Origin of the sequence: Pseudomonas sp. 51_B (assembly GCF_017491595.1) — a bacterium.
GTDB classification, from domain to species: domain Bacteria; phylum Pseudomonadota; class Gammaproteobacteria; order Pseudomonadales; family Pseudomonadaceae; genus Aquipseudomonas; species Aquipseudomonas promysalinigenes.
The window spans coordinates 136120-152269 of record NZ_JAFGYW010000009.1 but is presented as its reverse complement, the minus strand read 5'-3'; the positions used below and the strand labels follow the sequence as shown (position 1 = coordinate 152269).

At 59.8% G+C, this 16150-nt stretch carries 18 protein-coding genes and 1 other RNA gene; 7 read left to right on the top strand and 12 right to left on the bottom strand.

What is annotated here, in order from left to right; all coding sequences use genetic code 11:
• From mraZ to rsmI, 3 genes are all read right to left on the bottom strand, one after another.
• Complete coding sequence (gene mraZ, locus J5M56_RS13050) at nucleotides 1–456, bottom strand: division/cell wall cluster transcriptional repressor MraZ (protein WP_011535546.1); 456 nt, start codon at nucleotides 454–456, stop codon at nucleotides 1–3.
• A gap of 309 nt (nucleotides 457–765) precedes the next feature.
• An RNA gene (gene rnpB, locus J5M56_RS13045) (RNase P RNA component class A) lies at nucleotides 766–1126 on the bottom strand.
• 67 nt (nucleotides 1127–1193) lie between these two features.
• Nucleotides 1194–2069, bottom strand: coding sequence for a 16S rRNA (cytidine(1402)-2'-O)-methyltransferase (gene rsmI / locus J5M56_RS13040; protein WP_060479589.1), 876 nt, complete (start codon nucleotides 2067–2069; stop codon nucleotides 1194–1196).
• 188 nt (nucleotides 2070–2257) lie between these two features.
• On the opposite strand from rsmI, the gene J5M56_RS13035 reads away from it, so the two are divergent.
• From J5M56_RS13035 to J5M56_RS13015, 5 genes are all read left to right on the top strand, one after another.
• Complete coding sequence (locus J5M56_RS13035) at nucleotides 2258–4075, top strand: penicillin-binding protein activator (RefSeq protein WP_207937087.1); 1818 nt, start codon at nucleotides 2258–2260, stop codon at nucleotides 4073–4075.
• The gene (locus J5M56_RS13030) at nucleotides 4075–4446 is read left to right on the top strand and encodes a YraN family protein (protein ID WP_060479587.1); all 372 of its coding nucleotides are present in this window, start codon (nucleotides 4075–4077) and stop codon (nucleotides 4444–4446) included. Before J5M56_RS13035 ends, J5M56_RS13030 begins: the two co-directional genes overlap by 1 nt.
• Nucleotides 4447–4531: 85 nt before the next feature.
• A complete protein-coding gene (locus J5M56_RS13025; RefSeq protein ID WP_060479586.1) occupies nucleotides 4532–5125 on the top strand; it encodes a phosphoheptose isomerase in 594 nt (197 codons plus the stop codon).
• Nucleotides 5122–5700: a BON domain-containing protein gene (locus J5M56_RS13020; RefSeq protein WP_060479585.1), complete on the top strand. Its 579-nt coding sequence runs from the start codon at nucleotides 5122–5124 to the stop codon at nucleotides 5698–5700. The genes J5M56_RS13025 and J5M56_RS13020 overlap by 4 nt, the downstream gene beginning before the upstream one ends.
• Before the next feature lie 139 nt (nucleotides 5701–5839).
• Nucleotides 5840–6058, top strand: a complete 219-nt coding sequence (locus J5M56_RS13015) for a YgdI/YgdR family lipoprotein (protein WP_060479584.1) — start codon at nucleotides 5840–5842, stop codon at nucleotides 6056–6058.
• Between the two features lie 48 nt (nucleotides 6059–6106).
• Here the strand turns inward: J5M56_RS13015 and J5M56_RS13010 are convergent, their stop codons facing one another.
• The 7 genes from J5M56_RS13010 to rplM form a co-directional block, all read right to left on the bottom strand.
• Nucleotides 6107–6538 (bottom strand): ClpXP protease specificity-enhancing factor, encoded by a 432-nt coding sequence (locus J5M56_RS13010; RefSeq protein WP_060479583.1) that lies wholly within the window; start codon nucleotides 6536–6538, stop codon nucleotides 6107–6109.
• A 10-nt stretch (nucleotides 6539–6548) separates the two neighbouring features.
• Complete coding sequence (locus J5M56_RS13005) at nucleotides 6549–7172, bottom strand: glutathione S-transferase N-terminal domain-containing protein (RefSeq protein WP_207937086.1); 624 nt, start codon at nucleotides 7170–7172, stop codon at nucleotides 6549–6551.
• 117 nt (nucleotides 7173–7289) lie between these two features.
• Complete coding sequence (locus tag J5M56_RS13000; RefSeq protein WP_186477478.1) at nucleotides 7290–8069, bottom strand: cytochrome c1; 780 nt, start codon at nucleotides 8067–8069, stop codon at nucleotides 7290–7292.
• Nucleotides 8069–9280: a cytochrome bc complex cytochrome b subunit gene (locus J5M56_RS12995; RefSeq protein WP_207937095.1), complete on the bottom strand. Its 1212-nt coding sequence runs from the start codon at nucleotides 9278–9280 to the stop codon at nucleotides 8069–8071. The genes J5M56_RS13000 and J5M56_RS12995 overlap by 1 nt, the downstream gene beginning before the upstream one ends.
• Nucleotides 9280–9873 (bottom strand): ubiquinol-cytochrome c reductase iron-sulfur subunit, encoded by a 594-nt coding sequence (gene petA, locus J5M56_RS12990; RefSeq protein WP_060479579.1) that lies wholly within the window; start codon nucleotides 9871–9873, stop codon nucleotides 9280–9282. Before petA ends, J5M56_RS12995 begins: the two co-directional genes overlap by 1 nt.
• A 263-nt stretch (nucleotides 9874–10136) precedes the next feature.
• Nucleotides 10137–10529, bottom strand: a complete 393-nt coding sequence (rpsI, locus tag J5M56_RS12985) for a 30S ribosomal protein S9 (RefSeq protein ID WP_003251821.1) — start codon at nucleotides 10527–10529, stop codon at nucleotides 10137–10139.
• A 14-nt stretch (nucleotides 10530–10543) separates the two neighbouring features.
• The gene (rplM, locus tag J5M56_RS12980) at nucleotides 10544–10972 is read right to left on the bottom strand and encodes a 50S ribosomal protein L13 (protein ID WP_003251819.1); all 429 of its coding nucleotides are present in this window, start codon (nucleotides 10970–10972) and stop codon (nucleotides 10544–10546) included.
• 257 nt (nucleotides 10973–11229) lie between these two features.
• Between rplM and J5M56_RS12975 the strand changes: the two genes are divergently transcribed.
• Both J5M56_RS12975 and J5M56_RS12970 read left to right on the top strand, forming a co-directional pair.
• On the top strand, nucleotides 11230–12270 hold the full coding sequence (locus J5M56_RS12975) for an NADP(H)-dependent aldo-keto reductase (protein ID WP_186477476.1): 1041 nt from the start codon (nucleotides 11230–11232) through the stop codon (nucleotides 12268–12270).
• 235 nt (nucleotides 12271–12505) lie between these two features.
• The gene (locus J5M56_RS12970) at nucleotides 12506–13426 is read left to right on the top strand and encodes a GlxA family transcriptional regulator (RefSeq protein WP_186477629.1); all 921 of its coding nucleotides are present in this window, start codon (nucleotides 12506–12508) and stop codon (nucleotides 13424–13426) included.
• A gap of 33 nt (nucleotides 13427–13459) precedes the next feature.
• Here the strand turns inward: J5M56_RS12970 and zapE are convergent, their stop codons facing one another.
• Nucleotides 13460–14554 (bottom strand): cell division protein ZapE, encoded by a 1095-nt coding sequence (zapE, locus tag J5M56_RS12965; RefSeq protein WP_060479577.1) that lies wholly within the window; start codon nucleotides 14552–14554, stop codon nucleotides 13460–13462.
• Between the two features lie 226 nt (nucleotides 14555–14780).
• Nucleotides 14781–16133 carry a tryptophan--tRNA ligase gene (locus J5M56_RS12960; protein ID WP_207937085.1) on the bottom strand — a complete coding sequence of 451 codons (1353 nt, stop codon included), beginning with the start codon at nucleotides 16131–16133 and terminating at the stop codon, nucleotides 14781–14783.
• Nucleotides 16134–16150 lie beyond the last annotated feature (17 nt).

Here is a 16150-nt window from a genome sequence, read left to right as displayed (position 1 = left end):
TCACAGGATCAGGTCACGCAAATCGTCGGGCATGGCGCCCGGTTGTTGGATAGCTGCAAGATCGGCTGCCGAAACCGCGTTCCAGGCATCCTCATCCCACAGCTGGAATTTGTTCAGTTGCCCTACCAGCATCGCCTTCTTGTCCAGCTTGGCGTACTCACGCAGGCGGGGCGGCACCAGAAAGCGGCCACTGCCATCGAGCTCCAGATCAACCGCATTGCCGATCAGCAAGCGCTGCAGGCGGCGGTTTTCCTCACGTAACGATGGTAAGGCGCGCAACTTGGCTTCTATCTGCTCCCACTCATCGAGGGGATAAACACATAAGCAGGGGTCGACTGCGTCGATGGTTACGATCAGCTGACCATTGCACCGCGAATCGAGCTCGTCACGATACCGGCTCGGCATGGCGAGACGGCCCTTGGCATCGAGACTGACGGCGTTGGCTCCGCGAAACACGGTAGCGATCCCCCACAATGTTATCTTTTTTGGGTGGGAAAACCCACTTCATCCCACTTTCTGCCACTTGCGCACACTATAGGAATCCGCCCGCTGCACCGTCAAGGCACGTTCATAAGGAAAACCCTTACAGGACCGAGATTTAGCGCAACAAAGCAACCAGGAAGGACTGCTAGGAAGAAAAAAACACGAGCAAAATCAAACCCACTCAAACGGATGCCGTTCGAAGTTAAAGTAATTTATTAAGAGTAAGATCTTTTTGGTATTACCCAGAGGGATCTGCTATCGATTCAAGCAGGAAGTGAAGAGGTGGAGAGTCGATCTGTAAGCCGGGTTTTGTCGAGGACAGTCATTCCTCTACGACGGCCATCACTGGACGCCTCTAGCAACCTACCCGGTTCCGACGCGGGCCACGCCTGATGGAACCCTATTTGGTCTTGCTCCGAGTGGGGTTTACCTAGCCACGGACTGTTGCCAGCCGCGCGGTGCGCTCTTACCGCACCTTTTCACCCTTACCGGCACCGAAGTGCTTAGGCGGTTGTTTTCTGTGGCACTTTCCGTAGGCTCGCGCCTCCCAGGCGTTACCTGGCACTCTGCCCTATGGAGCCCGGACTTTCCTCCCCCGATCTTTTGCGGAACAAAAGACGGCAGCGACTGTCCAATCGACTCTCCGCCGACAAGGGTAACGGCACGCGCGCGCAAGAACAAGCAATACCGTTAACTATGTCATAAAGCCACTACTGGGCTTTCTGTTTATCGAGGGCGGCCTGATAAAGCAGATTCTTACGTACGCCGGTAATTTCTGCCGCCAATGCTGCGGCTCTTTTCAGCGGCAGTTCGGCCAGCAGCAAATCCAGTACACGCTGCGCCTCAGCACTGATCGCCTGCTCGCCTTCAGGCGCCGTCCAGCCACCTACCAGCACAACGCACTCGCCCCGCTGCTGGTTGCTATCAGCGGCGACGAAAGCACGCAGGTCGGCCAGCGGCAGGCCTTTGAGGGTTTCGAAGGTTTTGGTCAGCTCGCGGGCCAGCAGCGCCGGACGATCACCACCGAACACCAACTCCATGTCTTCCAGGCACTCCAGGATGCGGTGCGGCGCCTCGTAGAAGATCAGGGTGCGCGGCTCCTCCCGTACTTGCTCCAGGCGCGCCCGGCGCCCAGCAGCTTTGGCCGGCAGAAAACCCTCGAAGATGAAACGATCCGACGGCAGGCCCGCAGCGGACAGCGCGGCAATCAGCGCGCACGCCCCAGGCACCGGCACTACGCTGACACCCGCCGCCCGCGCCTGACGCACCAAATGGTAGCCGGGGTCGGAAATCAACGGTGTTCCAGCATCGGACACCAGCGCCACATCTTCGCCGGCCAGCAACTTGGTGATGAAGCGACCGCCTTCATCGCGCTCGTTGTGCTCATGACAAGCCGCCAGGGGCGTATCGATACCGAAATGTTGCAGCAGACGAACCGAGTGGCGGGTGTCCTCGGCGGCGATCAGGGCGACATCGGCCAGCACCTTGAGCGCCCTTGCGCTCATATCGTCCAGATTGCCGATAGGGGTCGCGACCACGTAAAGCGTCCCCACGGTGGATTTCGAAGTCCCGGCCACATCAGTCACTGCACACACCCTGCCTTTCGGATCAAAGGCGCCATTGTAGCCCGAGCACCAGCAACAGGGCGCAAAGAACTTCATCGGCAGCCATCACCCTGGCGCCTATAGTGAAGGTTTCGCTAACGGCGGATCGCGCCCTGGCCACTGCTTGGGTACAATTGCCGGCCAACTTGATCGAGTAACAGGACCATTACATGATCGCTTGCCTGCGGCTGTTAACAGCCCTCTGCTTCGCTGCTCTGCTGGCAGCTTGTGCCAGTTCGCCCTCATCCAGCCTGGGCGAACTGCCACGCACCCCCGATGCCAGCATCGAGCAACTGCTCGAAAAGGCCGACAACAGCAAATCCGCCGAGGATGCGGCTCTGCTGCGCCTGAGCGCTGCCGACCTGGCCTACAAGCAGAAGGACTTCCCACGCGCCGCACGCATCCTCGAGCAGGTGCCGATGGACACGCTCAAGCCGGCACAGCAGATTTTCGCCGCCACCCTGGGCGCGGAACTGGCCATGAGCCGCAATCAGCCCAAGGCTGCCCTGGCCGCCTTGTCCCACCCAAGCTTGCAGCACATCGCAGAGCTGCCTGAGCAGCAGCAGGTGCGCACCTACAGCGTCCACGCCGCCGCCCTCGAGGCAGACGGCCAGGCCCTGGCAGCCGCTCAGCAACGGGTATTGCTCGGCGCACTGCTAAGCGGCGAAGCCGCCAGCGCCAACAACGATGCGATCTGGGCCCTGGTCGCCTCGTTACCAGCCGAACAGCTGCAGCAACCTGCCAACAACGCCGTACTGGCCGGCTGGACCAGTCTCGCGCTGGCCGTCAAAAGCGCGGGCACCCTAGAGCAGCAACAGGCTGCCATCGATGCCTGGCGCCAGCAGCACCCTGATCACCCAGCCGCCAAGCAGCTACCCACGGCGCTGACCAAACTCAAAGAGCTGGCTAGCCAGCCACTGACCAAAATCGCCCTGCTCCTGCCTCAGGAAGGCCCGTTGGCGGGCGTTGCCCGTGCCTTGCGTGACGGCTTCATGGCCGCCCACTTCCAGGCTCAGCAGGCCGGCGGGCAAGCGCCGGCGGTTCAGGTCTACGACAGCTCGCGTATTGGCTCGCTGGACGCCTTCTATCGCCAGGCCCAGGCGGACGGCGTACAGTTGGTTGTCGGCCCGCTGGAAAAGCCGTTGGTCAAGCAACTTGCCGGCAACCCTCAGCTGCCAATCACCACCCTGGCCCTGAACTACGCCGACGCAGGCCAAAAGGCGCCGCCGCAACTATTCCAATTCGGTCTGGCTGCCGAAGACGAAGCGCGCGAAGTGTCACGCCGCGCCCGTGCCGATGGCTTGGTCCGAGCCGCAGCCCTAGTGCCGAGCGGTGAGTGGGGCGACCGAGTGCTGGCCGCTTTCCGTCAGGACTGGGAAGGCAATGGCGGTACCATCGTCGCTGCTGAACGTATCGCGCAACCAGTAGCCCTGGCCCAGCAGATCGCAAACCTGTTCCAACTGCGCCAGAGTGAAGGCCGCGCCCAGAGCCTGCAAAGTACGGTTGGTGGCAACATCGCCGCGCAGCCGTCGCGCCGCCAGGACATCGATTTCATCTTCCTCGCCTCTACTCCGCAGCAGGCGCAGCAAATCAAACCCACCCTGAACTTCCAGTACGCTGGCGACGTGCCGGTCTACGCCACCTCGAACCTGTACAGCGCCAGCGGTGACGTGAACCAGTACAACGACATGAACGGCATTCGCTTCTGCGAAACGCCGTGGCTGCTCGACACCAGCAACAGCCTGCGCCAGCAGGTAGTGCAGCAGTGGCCCCAAGCCGCAGGAAGCCTGGGCCGCCTGTACGCCATGGGCGTTGATGCCTACAGCCTGGCGCCTCGCCTGGGCCAGCTCAAGGCACTGCCGGACAACCGTGTACAAGGTCTATCTGGCAGCCTCAGCATCAATGCAAACCAGCGCGTCGAGCGTCAACTGCCGTGGGCCGAGTTCTCCGGCGGCCAGGTCAAACGCCTGCCGGACACCTCGCGCTGATGCACCCTGCATCGCCCGGCAGCGCTGGCCAGGCAGCAGAAGCCCAGGCCCTTGAACACCTCCAAGGGCAAGGCTTGAAACTGCTGGCGCGCAATTGGCGGTGCAAAGGCGGCGAGCTTGATCTGGTCATGCTCGATGCCGATACAGTAGTATTCGTCGAAGTCCGCTATCGGCTACATGCGGGCTTCGGTGGCGCCCTCGGCAGCATTGACGGGCGCAAGCAGAAACGGCTGGTGCTCGCCGCCACTTCGTTCCTGCAGAAGGAGCCCCGCTGGGCCGATCACCCCTGCCGCTTCGACGTTGTCGCCCTGCAGGGCAGCCAGCATGCCGGCAGGCCGCTTCAATGGCTGAAAAACGCCTTCGAATGCTGAACCCACTTTGTTTTCTTGCTCTACGTTTCGCGGGCTGGCCCTTGTTGCGCGTCGCAAAGGCCACCGCCCCACTTAAGGTCACCAGATGGACATGCAATCCCGAATTCGCCGGCTGTTTCAGGCCAGCATCGATACCAAGCAACAGGCAATGGACATCCTGGCACCGCACATCGAGCAGGCAAGCCTGGTCATGGTCAATGCGCTGCTCAACGAGGGCAAGATGCTCGCCTGCGGCAACGGCGGCTCGGCCGGCGACGCCCAGCATTTTTCTTCGGAACTGCTCAACCGCTTCGAGCGCGAGCGCCCGAGCCTGCCGGCCATCGCTCTGACCACCGACAGCTCGACGCTCACCTCGATCGCCAACGACTACAGCTACAACGAAATCTTCTCCAAGCAGATACGCGCCCTTGGCCAGCCCGGGGATGTGCTGCTGGCGATTTCGACCAGCGGCAATTCTGCCAACGTGATTCAAGCGATCCAGGCCGCACATGATCGCGAAATGATTGTCGTAGCATTGACCGGGCGTGATGGCGGCGGCATGGCATCACTGCTGCTGCCAGAGGACGTGGAAATCCGCGTTCCGTCCAGCGTCACCGCACGTATCCAGGAAGTCCACCTGCTGGCGATCCATTGCCTGTGCGACCTGATCGACAGCCAACTGTTCGGGAGTGAAGAATGACCCCCATACGCCTCGGCCTGATGGCCCTGACCCTGTGCCTAAGCGTCACCGGCTGCAGCTCGGTGTTGACCTCGACTCGCAATTCGCCCATTGAGGACGATCGTGGCACGCGCACCATCGGCAGCAAGATCGACGACTCGCTGATCGAAACCAAGGCTTCGGTGAACATTGCCAAGGCCAGCCCTGACCTGGACAAGGGCTCGCACATCGTTGTCAGCAGCTACAACGGGGTTGTTCTGCTTGCCGGGCAGACTCCGCGCGCCGACCTCAAGAGCCTGGCCGAACAAACCGCCAGCCAGGTTCAGCGAGTCAAACGGGTACACAACGAGCTGCAAGTCATGCAGCCCTCCTCCATCCTGGCGCGCAACAACGACGCCTGGCTGACCACCAAGATCAAGGCCCAGATGCTCACTGACAATGCCGTACCCAGCTCGCGGATCAAAGTGATCACCGAGAATGGCATCGTCTACTTGCTTGGCTTGGTGACCCAGCAGGAGGCCAACTCCGCCACGGCCGTGGTGCAGGGCGTTTCGGGCGTGCAGAAGATCGTCAAACTCTTCGAGTACATCGACTGACCATCGGCTCGTCTTGAACCGGAATCTTTCTCAGAAAACCCCGCCCTGCGTTTGGCATGCACAAACGCAGGGGGCGGGCTCAACGGCAACGGGCCCGCAGCAGCAACCTGAATACACCTAGGTCCAAAGGAAATACGCAATGAACAAGCTTCTGCTGCCCGCTCTTCTGCTCGGCAGCCTCGCCACTCTCGCCGGCTGCTCGACCCCAAGCGTGATCACTTTGAACGACGGCCGTGAGATCCAAGCCGTTGACACGCCACAATTCGAGAAAGACACTGGCTTCTACGAATTCAAGCAGCTTGACGGTAAGCGTACCCGCATCAACCGCGATCAGGTGCGCACCATCAGCGACCTTTGAACCCGACGCAGCGATAAAAAAGGCGACCCACACGGGTCGCCTTTTTTGTTACTTGACCACCTTCAGGCTGGGGCGCCCGCTTGGACGCGGTGGCTGGCCACCACCCTCCGGCGGGCCATCGTCGTCAGGCTCGACGCTATCATCTGCCTGCTCATCGTCATCCATCAATGGCGGCTCCAGTTCGAATACCATGCCTTGGCCGTTCTCCCGGGCGTAGATACCCAGAATGGCACCGGCCGGTACGAACAAGGAATGGGATACGCCACTGAAACGCCCTTCGAAGCTCACGGCGTCGTTATCCATGTGCAGGTTACGCACTGCACTGGGCGAGATGTTCAACACGATCTGGCCATCACTGGCGAAGCCCTGCGGCACTTGGACAGCCGGAAACTCGGCATTGACCAGCATATGAGGGGTGCAATCGTTGTCGACGATCCACTCGTACAGGGCTCTAACCAGATAGGGGCGACTGGAGTTCATCAACGGCTCCTTAAAGCTTGCGCATTTCACGTTCAACGGAAGACAGGCTCGCCACGAAAGGCTCGCGGGCGAATTGTCGCTCCATGTAATCCAGCAGCGGCTTTGCTTGCCGCGGCAACTCGATGCCCATCACCGGCAAACGCCATAGTATGGGCAGTAGACAACAGTCAACCAGGCTTTGCTCCTCGCTCATGAAACAGGCGAACTCGGCGAACAACGGCGAGACACCGGTCAGGCTTTCGCGCAACGCCTTGCGCGCGTCAGCGCGGGCTGGCGCAGCGCTACGCGGGTCGAGAATGGTATCAGCCAAGGCACACCAATCCCGCTGTATGCGATGCATCAACAGCCGGCTATTACCCCGCGCTACCGGGTAGACGGGCATCAATGGCGGATGTGGATAACGCTCCTCGAGGTATTCCATCACCACGGTTGGCTCATACAGAGCAAGGTCACGATCGACCAAGGTCGGCAAACTGCCGTAAGGATTCACTTCTGCCAGCTTGGGCGGCAGCCGCGCAGGGTCGACATCGATGACCTGCACGGTGACACCCTTCTCGGCGAGCACCAGACGCACGCGATGAGAATAATGGTCAGCAGGATCGGAATAGCAGGCTAACCGGTTGGTTGCGCCCATGTAGCGCCTCCTCGCAGGGGATGCTTGTAACACTCTAAATGAAAACGCGCCCCTGGAACCCTGGCAGAATTGCCAGGGCTCGAGGGGCGCGTTCAACTACCAGAAATTACTGCGTGATCAGTGCACGTCCTTCCAATATTCGCGCTTGAGCAAATAGGCGAATACGAAGAAGAAAGCCAGGTACAGCAACACATAGGTACCGATGCGCTGGCTTTCCAGTTTGACCGGGTTGGCCGAATAGGCCAGGAAGGTCACCAGGTTCTTGACCTTCTCGTCGAACTGCTCGGTGCTCAGGGTACCGGAATTCGGCGTAATGGTCAGCTGGTCACAGGCTTCGTGGGTCAATGGGCTGCCGGTCAATGGATCATATTGCTTCTTGCCATCGGCCACCATCTGCACCTGCTTGCAGCCAACTACCTGATTACCCTGCAGGCCAACCAATACATTAGGCATGCCCACGTTCGGGAATACCTTGTTGTTTACGCCATATGGACGCGATGGATCTTCATAGAAGCTGCGAAGGTAGGTGTACAGCCAGTCAGTACCGCGTACCCGCGCGACCAATGTCAAATCAGGCGGGGCAGCACCGAACCAGGTCTTGGCATCGTTGGGCTGCATCCCGATCTGCATGTGGTCACCGATTTTGGCCCCCGTGAACACCAGCTTTTCGAGCATCAGTTCATGGGGAATGCCCAAGTCATCGGCCACTCGCTCGTAACGCTGGAACTTGGCGCTGTGGCAGCCCATGCAATAGTTGGCGAAGGTCCGAGCACCGTCTTGCATGGCTGCCTTGTCGGCCAGGTCGATGTCGACCTTGTCCAGCTCAAGGCCGGTCTCTGCAGCGAAGGAAAAGGCAGGCATCACTGCCAGCAACAGTACTGCAATCAACTTTTTCATCAGCCAGTCACCCTTTCCGGAACCGGTTTGGTCTTCTCAAGCCTTGTGTAGAACGGCATCAACAGGAAGTAGGCGAAGTACAGCACCGTACACACCTGCGACAGTAAGGTGCGTCCAGGGGTAGGCGCCTGGACGCCGAGAATGCCGAGGATGACGAAGGAAACGCAGAACACCAGCAGGAAGACCTTGCTGATCCAACCTTTGTAGCGCATTGAACGCACCGGGCTGCGGTCGAGCCAGGGCAGCACGAACAGCACGGCGATCGCGGCACCCATTGCGATTACACCCATCAGCTTGTCAGGCACCGCTCGCAGGATTGCGTAGAACGGAGTGAAGTACCACACGGGCGCAATATGCTCCGGGGTCTTGAACGCGTTTGCTTGCTCGAAGTTCGGTTTTTCCAGGAAGTACCCACCCATTTCCGGGAAGAAGAACACCACGGCGCAGAACACGAACAAGAACACCACCACCCCGACGATATCCTTGACGGTGTAGTAAGGGTGGAAAGGAATGCCATCGAGCGGGATGCCGTTCTCATCCTTTTTCTTTTTGATATCCACCCCATCAGGGTTGTTCGAGCCCACCTCGTGGAGCGCCAGGATGTGCAGTACGACCAGGCCGAGGATGACGATTGGCAACGCCACCACATGCAGCGCGAAGAAGCGGTTCAGAGTGATCCCAGAGATCAGATAATCGCCGCGGATCCATTGCGTCAGGTCACCACCGATCACCGGGATGGCACCGAACAATGAAATGATCACTTGCGCGCCCCAGTACGACATCTGGCCCCAAGGCAGTAGGTAGCCCATGAAGGCTTCGGCCATCAGCGCCAGGTAGATCAGCATACCGAACAGCCAAACCAGCTCGCGGGGCTTCTGATAAGAGCCGTAGAGCAGGCCGCGGAACATGTGCAGGTACACCACGATGAAGAACGCCGAAGCACCGGAGGAGTGCATGTAGCGTAAAATCCAGCCGTATTCGACATCACGCATGATGTACTCGACCGAGGCGAAGGCCTCTTCGGCCGAGGGCGTGAAACTCATGGTCAGCCAAACGCCCGTAACGATCTGGTTGACCAGCACCAGTAGGGCCAGGGAGCCGAAGAAGTACAAGAAGTTGAAGTTCTTGGGCGCGTAATACTTGCTCAGGTGGTCTTCCCACATCTTGGTGGCGGGGAAGCGAGCGTCAATCCAGTCCATGAATTTGCTCATCATGCTTTCTCCTGGTCGACGCCGATGACGACTATGTCGTCGGACTCATAGGAATGCGGCGGCACTGGCAGGTTCAAAGGTGCAGGCTGCGATTTGTAGACACGGCCCGCCAGGTCGTAGTGGGAGCCATGGCAGGGGCAGAAATAGCCGCCGACCCACTTGGGGCCGAGGTCTGCGGGCGCCACTTCTGGGCGGAAGGTCGGGGAGCAACCCAGGTGAGTGCAAAGGCCGACGAGAATGAGAATTTCCGGCTTGATAGAGCGTACCTCGGGGTCGACATAGGTCGGCTGCACCGAGTTCTTGGATTCAGGGTCGGACAGGTCACCTTCGATCTTTTTCAGGTTGCCAAGGATCTCTTGCGTTCGCCGTACAATGAACACCGGCTGGCCACGCCACTCGGCAACCATCTGCTGCCCTGGCTCAACCTTGGCGATATTGACCTTCACCGGTGCGCCGGCAGCCTTTGCCTTGGCACTGGGAAACCATGACCCCACGAACGGTACCGCAGCCCCCACTGCCCCCGCTGCCCCGACCACGGATGTCGCGGCTACGAGGAAGCGGCGCCGGCCTGCGTTGACGCCGTCATTGCTCATTCAGTCCTCTCCCATCAGCTTGCTTGGCCAGTTGAATCTGACCTGTACTTAGATTGTGTCTGTGGCGCTAAAAATTGGCCGCCATGGTAAGAAACAAAACCACACAATGACAAGGTGATTAGCCCTGCTGGGGCCTATAACCCGCGCTTTGCTTGATCTGCGTCTATGCGACAAGCGGTCACCGACATGCTGACAGGTTAGTTCAAGGACAAAAAAAAGCCCGGTTCCAAGGAACCGGGCTTTTTTCGACTGCCGAAGCGAGATTAACGCTTGGAGTACTGAGGACGCTTACGCGCTTTACGCAGACCCACTTTCTTACGCTCGACTTCACGAGCGTCGCGGGTGACGTAGCCAGCACGACGCAGAGCGCCACGCAGGGTTTCGTCGTATTCCATCAGAGCGCGGGTGATACCGTGACGGATCGCACCGGCCTGACCGCTGACACCACCACCGGAAACGGTGACGTAGATGTCGAATTTCTCAACGCTTTCGGTCAGCTCGAGCGGCTGACGAACAACCATGCGAGCGGTTTCGCGACCGAAGAACACGTCCAGAGAACGGTTGTTGATGGAAATGTTACCAGTACCCGGACGCAGGAAAACGCGAGCGGTTGCGGTCTTGCGACGGCCAGTGCCGTAATTTTGAGTCGCCGACATAATGAACTTTCCCGTTAGATCTTCAGTTCTTGAGGCTGCTGAGCAGTGTGTGGGTGAGCAGCACCCGCGTACACTTTCAGCTTACGGTACATGTCGCGACCCAGCGGGTTCTTAGGCAGCATGCCTTTGACCGCGGTTTCGATAACACGCTCAGGGGCCTTGGCGATCAACTTCTCGAAGTTGATTTCCTTGATACCGCCTGGGAAACCGGAGTGGGAGTAGTACATTTTGTCGGAAGACTTGGCACCAGTCACACGAACCTGTTCAGCGTTGATGACGACGATGTAGTCGCCGGTGTCAACGTGAGGGGTGTATTCTGGTTTGTGCTTGCCACGCAGACGGGTAGCGATTTCGGTAGCCAGACGACCCAGGGTCTGGCCAGCGGCGTCAACTACGAACCACTCGCGCTTTACTGTTTCCGGTTTAGCAGTAAAAGTTTTCATTCTCTAAAGCCTCAGAGGCCGCCCAGCGAAAAATAGACGGCGAATCTTACTGGATAGTGCACAGCTTGCCAAGGGCAAACGCGCAGCCGAACGCTGACGCTTTTGGGGGCTCGGGTCGGGCACGCCAATGTTCGACGGGGTTCTTCCTGCATGGTGGTGCATCACTTCCGCCACACGGAGAGGGACCGAATTATCCAGATTGCGCGAAAAATTTCAACCTGCTTTGATGGCTTCTTTTGTCAAGGAGTGCCTTTGCGATGCAATACCGTAAGCTTGGCCGTACCGACCTCGACGTCAGCGCCCTGTGCCTGGGCACCATGACTTGGGGCGAGCAGAACACCCAGGACGAGGCTTTCGAGCAGATCGCCCTGGCCAAGGCCAGTGGCATCAACTTCATCGACACCGCCGAAATGTACCCAGTGCCACCGCGGCCGGAAACCTACGCCGCCACCGAGCGCATCATCGGCAACTGGTTCCGTGCCAACGGCGACCGCGACGACTGGGTGTTGGCCAGCAAGGTCGCCGGCCCTGGCAATGGCATCAGCCACATTCGCGACGGCCAGCTCAAGCACAACCGTCAGCACATCGTCGCCGCGCTGGACGAGAGCCTCAAGCGCCTACAAACCGACCGCATCGATCTCTATCAACTGCACTGGCCTGAGCGCAGCACCAACTTCTTCGGCAAGCTTGGCTACCAGCACCTGGCCAGCGACCTGTTCACGCCGCTGGAGGAAACCCTCGAAGTACTCGACGAGCAGGTGCGTGCGGGCAAGATCCGCCACATCGGCCTGTCCAACGAAACACCCTGGGGCACCATGAAGTTCCTGCACCTGGCCGATACCCGCGGCTGGCCGCGCGCAGTGTCGATCCAGAACCCTTACAACCTGCTCAACCGCAGCTTCGAGGTGGGCCTGGCCGAGGTAGCCATCCGTGAGCAATGTGGGCTGTTGGCCTACTCGCCGCTGGCCTTTGGCATGCTCTCGGGCAAATACGAGCACGGCGCCCGGCCAGAAAAAGCTCGCCTGTCCCTGTTCAGCCGTTTTGCCCGCTATTCCAACCCGCAAACCGTGGCGGCTTGCAGCCGGTATGTACAGCTGGCCCAGGCACATGGCCTGGACCCTGCCCAGATGGCCTTGGCATTCGTGACTGGTCAGCCGTTCGTGACCAGTAACATCATCGGCGCTACTGATCTGGTGCAATTGCAGAGCAACCTGGACAGCCTCAAGCTGACCCTGAGCGACGAGCTGCTGGCGGCAATTGAGGCGATTCACCAGGAGCAACCGAACCCGGCGCCTTGAACAGCAGCCCCTGCTGCTTGCTTCGCGGTCGGACCTTGGCTCTAAAGCAGGTTCAACCGCGAACCGAACCGTACGAATGTGCGGGGTAGACACAATCGCCAAAAAATAAGACGATCCAGCCGGTGATTGACCACTCTACCCTATAAGAACAACGACAATGATGCTTACCCAACCCTGCGCGTCGTTGCGGCGCGTCAGCATCCTGGCCATCGACAAGGTGTTCGCTTCGACCCTGATGCAGGCCAAGGATTTCTTCCATCTCGCCAGTTTGCGCTACAGCAAGCAGCTGGGCCTGGGCTTGCAACCGATGTTCGACATCTGCCTGGTGAGCCCTGACGGCCAGCCGGTAGACAGCTTCAGCAACGTGCAGTTGCCGGTCGACGGAGGGCTCGATGATGCCGACGTGATCATCCTGCCAGCGTTCTGGGACGACTTCGACAACCTGATGCAGCGCTACCCCCAGGTACTGCCCTGGCTGCGGGCGCAGCACGCACGCGGTGCGGTGCTGTGCGCAGAAGCCAGCGGGGTGTTCTGGCTGGCCGAGTCCGGCTTGCTCGATGGCAAGGAGGCCACGACCTACTGGCGCTTCTTCGACAGCTTCGCCGAGCGCTTCCCGAAGGTCCGGCTGAACCAGGACAAGCACCTGACCGACGCCGACAACCTGTACTGCGCCGGCGGCACCACATCAGCCTGCGACCTGTACATCTACCTGATTGAGCGGTTCTGCGGCGCCAATGTGGCGCGTGCCGTGGCGCGCGACATCCTGTACGAGGTGCAGCGCAACTACACCCCAGGGCGCATGGGGTTCGGTGGCCAGAAACTGCACCAGGACCTGATCATTCTGCAGATCCAGCACTGGCTGGAGGAGCATTTCGCCGACAAGTTCCGCTTCGAGGACGTTGCCCGCAACCACGGCATGAGCATCCGCAACTTCATGCGGCGCTTCCAGGGCGCGACCGGCGACAAGCCGTTGCACTACCTGCAACGGCTGCGCATCGAGACGGCCAAAGGCTTGCTGTCGAGCACGCGCAAGAGCATCAAGACCATCAGTTACGAGGTCGGCTACGACGATGCCAGTTTCTTTGCCCGGCTGTTTCGCCAACATACCGAATTGTCGCCGAACCAGTATCGCCAGCAATTCATGCAGGAGGCCTGAGGGCAATGGGGGCCGCAAGGCGGCCCCTCAACATCAAGGCTTGTGCGCGCGCGATAGAAACTCGTGCGACTGCATCTCCAACAAACGGCTCAGGGTCCGCTGGAACTCGAAGCTCAGCCGCCCACCGGTGTAAAGGTCTTTGAGTTCTACCTCGGCTGAAATGATCAGCTTGACGTTACGGTCGTAGAACTCATCCACCATATTGATGAAGCGCCGAGCGATGTCGTCGGTGGTGACGCCCATCTGCTCCACGTTGCTCAGCAATACGGCATGGAAGATCTTGCCCAACTCGATGTAGTCGTTCTGGCTACGCGGCCCATCGCACAGGGCGCGAAAGTCGAACCAGGCGACGTCGTCGCAGGTGCGCAGGGCCTGGATCGGGCGGTTCTCGATCATCAGCACGTCGTTTTCGACAGCCTGAGCACATTCAGGCGTCAATGCCTTGAAGCTGGCACGCATGCTCTGGTGCGCCGCATCATTGAGCGGGTAGTGGAACAGCTCGGCTTGCTCCAGGTGACGCAGGCGATAGTCGACGCCGCTGTCGACGTTCACTACGTCGGTGTACTGCTTGATCATGGCGATGGCCGGCAGGAAGCGGGCGCGCTGCAGGCCATCCTTGTAAAGGCCGTCAGGGACGATGTTCGAGGTCGCCACCAACGAGACGCCGTTCTTGAACAGCTCTTCCATCAAGGTGCCAAGGATCATGGCATCGGTGATGTCCGAGACGAAGAACTCATCGAAACAGATGACCTTGGCTTCTTCGCTGAAACGCTTGGCAATGATGGTCAGCGGGTTCTTTTCGCCCTTGAGGGTTTTCATTTCCTCGTGGACACGCTTCATAAAGCGGTGGAAGTGCGTGCGCATCTTCTGCTTGAACGGCAGCGCTTCGTAGAAAGTGTCGACCAGGTAAGTCTTGCCGCGCCCTACCCCACCCCAGAAATACAGGCCTTTGACCGGCGTCTGCTCTTTCTTGCCGAACAGCTTGCCGAACATGCCCGGCTTGTTGTTCTGCGCGTGCACCAGGTCGTCGTACAGGCGCTGCAGGTGACGCACCGCAGTTTCCTGCGCCGCGTCATGGAAGAAGTCGGGACGTTTCAGATCTGCTTGATATCGTTCTAGGGGCGTCATGATTTCGTTAGCGAGGCAACAAAAAACGGGCCGTCACTGTAGCGACAGGCCCGCTCGATGGCAATCAGACTTGCGTCAATATGCCTCATCCAAAGCGATAAGGCGCTCGATGGCAGCGGCTTTATCGGTGTTCGCGGCTAAAGTCGCCCCTACAGTCGTGCGGGTACTGGGAAAGCGGCTTTAGCCGGAAATGGGCCGCAACGCAGCCCGAATCGGCTCGATGCGTTTATACGTCCTGGGCCGGGGTCAGGGCCTCGCGCACGTTAGTAATGGCCACATCACGGGCCTGGGTGCTGTCGAATTGTGGCCCATCGGCAACCTGCTCGCCGTTGAGCCACAGGCCGAAGCTCAGGCCCTCGATACGCACATCAGCTTCGCCACCTTGTTGCAGTTGCTTGCTCACGGCACCAGCACTCTTGCCGTCGGCGAAGCCGCGCGACAGCAGCAATTGTTCGCCATCGGCGGCCAGCAAACGGAAGCGGAAGCTACCGTCTTCGTCACGGAAGCTGACGAAGCGCGCAGTCTTGGCGGCTTTCTTCTTCACTTCAGTGTTGGCCTGCACGCTGCTGCGGAACGAGCGCAGGCCAACAGCCTCACGCAGCTGCTCGAGGAATGGAGTGGCGATCTTGCGGGCCTTGGCGGCGCCGGCCAGGAGGATATCCTCAAGGTCCGCCGGGCGAGCGATCAGCTGGTGATAATGCTCGCGTTTCTCGGCCAGCTGGCCGTCGAGCAGCTGGAACAGGCGCTGTTTGGCTTCGCCCCAGCCCAGGCCCTGCAGCAGCTCATCGCGGAACTCGGCGCACTGCGCTGGCGTCGCGAAGGCCTGGAACAAGGTGAACAGGTGCGAGTTGTCCGGGTCCTTGGCTTGGCCAGGGGCGCGCGAATCAGTGACGATGCGCGAAATGGCATCTTTCATGTCCTTGGCGCTGGTGAATAGCGGGATGGTGTTGTCGTAGCTCTTGGACATCTTGCGACCGTCCAGACCAGGTAAGGTCGCCACGCTTTCCTCGATCACAGCTTCCGGCAGGGCGAAGAAATCCTTGCCCTGGCCGAACAGGTGGTTGAAGCGCTGACCGATATCGCGGGCCATTTCCACGTGCTGGATCTGGTCACGGCCGACCGGCACCTTGTTGGCGTTGAACATCAGAATGTCTGCAGCCATCAACACCGGATAGCTGTACAGCCCCATGGTCACCCCAGCATCCGGGTCCTCACCGTTTTCCAGGTTCTTGTCCACCGAGGCCTTGTAGGCATGGGCACGGTTGAGCAGGCCTTTGGCGGCAACGCATGTCAGCAGCCAGGTCAGCTCAGGGATTTCGGGGATGTCGGACTGACGGTAGAACGTCACCTTGGCCGGGTCCAGCCCGCCGGCCAGCCAGGTGGCGGCGATTTCAAGGCGCGAGCGCTGAATCCGCAGCGGGTCGTCGCATTTGATCAGAGCGTGGTAGTCGGCCAGGAAGTAGAACGAGTCGACGCCAGGCTGTTGGCTGGCGACGATCGCCGGGCGGATGGCGCCGGCGTAGTTACCCAGGTGCGGGGTGCCGGTGGTGGTGATACCGGTGAGGATGCGCGTGGTCATGGTGTTCGCTTATTCAG